At 58.6% G+C, this 2,437-nt stretch carries 2 protein-coding genes; one reads left to right on the plus strand and one right to left on the minus strand.

Translation table 11 applies throughout. From position 1 onward, the window contains the following. Positions 1 to 440 (plus strand): TlpA disulfide reductase family protein (locus H5U08_RS15790; RefSeq protein WP_297035193.1); only part of this gene is annotated, 440 nt, incomplete at its 5' end. Between the two features lie 152 nt (positions 441 to 592). Here H5U08_RS15790 and H5U08_RS15795 read toward each other — a convergent pair. Then, positions 593 to 2,437 (minus strand): DUF4914 family protein (locus tag H5U08_RS15795; RefSeq protein WP_297035195.1); only part of this gene is annotated, 1,845 nt, incomplete at its 5' end.

Here is a 2,437-nt window from a genome sequence, read left to right on the forward strand (position 1 = left end):
CTTCTGCCGACCTGTCAGGACGGGTGACGCTCATCAATTTCTGGGGGACCTGGTGCCCGCCATGCCGCCAGGAATTTCCTCACATGAAAGCCCTTTTCGAGGAATTCAGGAACCAGCCGCGTTTTCTCTTTCTTTCTGTCTCCTGTGGGGGCGGTCCGCAGGAAAACATGGAGGAACTCCGCCGCAGCACCTCTGCCTTCCTGGATTCGTCCTCGGCGGAATTCCCGACCTACGCCGACCCCAATTTCCGCACACGGAGTGAGCTCGACCGGATCGCGGGTTTTCAGGGATACCCGACGACCATTCTCGTGGACGGCAACCGAACGATCCGGGCGATGTGGGTGGGCTACTGGCCTGGCATCGAAAAAGAAATCGAGCGCACGATCAGAAAACTCCTCGCCGAATCACAAAACTCTCCCGGCGAGGACGCCAACCCGTAGTGACCCAAATTTTTTGCGATCGGCCAGTTCAATTCAGACGCCACCTTTCCCACAGCGCCGCCGAGGATAGACCTTGGCCATCCGTCCCTGCCCCGTAGTACACCCCTCCCTTTCCCCGGAGCCGATCGCCAGCCGGAAACGCTGCCGGTTGATCAGGTGGTGTAGGGATTGAACGGAATCAACGACTCGAACTTGCTGAGCGGGGCGCGCTCCAGACAGGCGCGAATGATCCGTCGGCCGAGGGGATCCAGGCCCGGCATGGAAACCAATTCTTCCAGATTCCTGTGGAAGAACTGGTAAAGGATTTCCGCGCCTCGATCGTAGGTCTCCGGTCCTACTTCGGGCTGGGAATCCACTTCCAGGAACCAACTGGGAATCTGAGTGCCCTCGATCTGCATAAAAGAGAGAGCATATCCCAGCAGCGGACACCGAGCCGGTTTGAGCTGTTCAGGCCGGAATCGGGCACCACCGCGTCGGGCGAGGTATTCCCGCATGAGCCACTCCGGCATAAAGCCGACTTCCCAGCATCCGATGTGCTGATTGGGCACGAGGACGAAACGCGTATCGGGTGTCTCCAGAATCTGCCTGAGCAGCAGGTTGGCCTGATCAACTTTACACCCCGTCGCAAAAGGCCAGTATGATCCCACACCTTCGCTCTGGAGTGAGTCACTGTCCACGATACTCGGATTGGAATGTCCTCGGGGGGCCACCAATCGCCACAGCCAGGCCAGGGCCGGCGGCAGGACGTGCATCATCCCGAGGATACCGTAGCTGGGATTCTGTCGCGTGCAGGGCGGCGTGCGGACTCCAAAACTCCGCACATCCACGGCAACCGGCTCGTTGATCACGTTCGGCACCAGTCGCCGCGGGAGAATCACGCGCGGGTTCGGACACGGCTTGCCCGGCGCATCTTCGATGTGTTCCCAAATCAGACACGTGGCCCGGGGAACCGCGTGAATATTCAGAAAAACGATGGGCTCCTTCGCCATCGTGCAAATGCGTTCAAGATAGGGATCCGTGCCATATTCCTTGATGTGGTCCACCCGCACGAACCACGCCGTTTCCGCATCAGAGACCACCAGTTTTTTGCCTTTTGAATTTTGAAAGCCTGGATGGCACAGGGCCATGTCATCGGTGACGGGAAACAAAGTGCAGCCCTGAAACAGGGAAATATAGCGTTTTTGGCCGGTGATGATATTTCTTCCCAGCAGAAGCCGGCCGTCGGGCTCCCGATGCGGATATTCGAGCATTTCGCTCTTTCCACCGCCGCTGGCCCCCTCATGCATAATGGTCATGATGTTGTCGTAAGGCGTCATGACCTGAACGGTGGAACCATGCAGCGTCACCCAACCCTGCTCCTCTCCCAGGGAAAGGAGCACACCGTAAACACCCTTTTTGGCGCTGGGGCCTGGATAGAGGTTGAGTGAGAAAACTTCATAAACCGGAGGGCCACGGTGGTGAATGACCACCTGTTTGCCGTCGCAGAGGGTGTGTCGGAATGGGGGCGCGACAAAGACCACGGCCTCGGGAGAGAATTCCTCCGGTAATTCCACCGCCGGGATCATCTCCTGCAGGAGGGCCAGGGCACCCGCAAAGAAACTGGCGTTGAGGGGGGCAACAAGAGCCGCCTGAAATCCCCACCGCTTTCCGCCCGCATAAAACGGCAGGATGATCAACTCCTGTTCGGCAAGCCAGTCCAGAATCTCTTGTCGAACCTGCTCAAACGGAACCGAAAAACGCTCATGAAATCGGGGCTTGTCGGTGGGACGATCGTCGGCCACCACCATGCAGTCCGGGTCGCGCCGCCGCATGTAGGGCTCTGTGTAGTTGACCGCAATGCCATTCCGGCACCGGACCACGGTCGCCTCTTTGACCGGTCCCTTGCCAGGCACGTCATAAACGACTTCAAAGTAGTCACTCTCTGGACCTCCCACTGCCAGGTCGAAAAGCTCTTCCGGCTTTTCGGGAATAATCACCCGCCGCGCCGTTTGCAGGAC

This window comes from Thermogutta sp. (assembly GCF_014359955.1).
Classification (GTDB): Bacteria; Planctomycetota; Planctomycetia; order Pirellulales; family Thermoguttaceae; genus Thermogutta.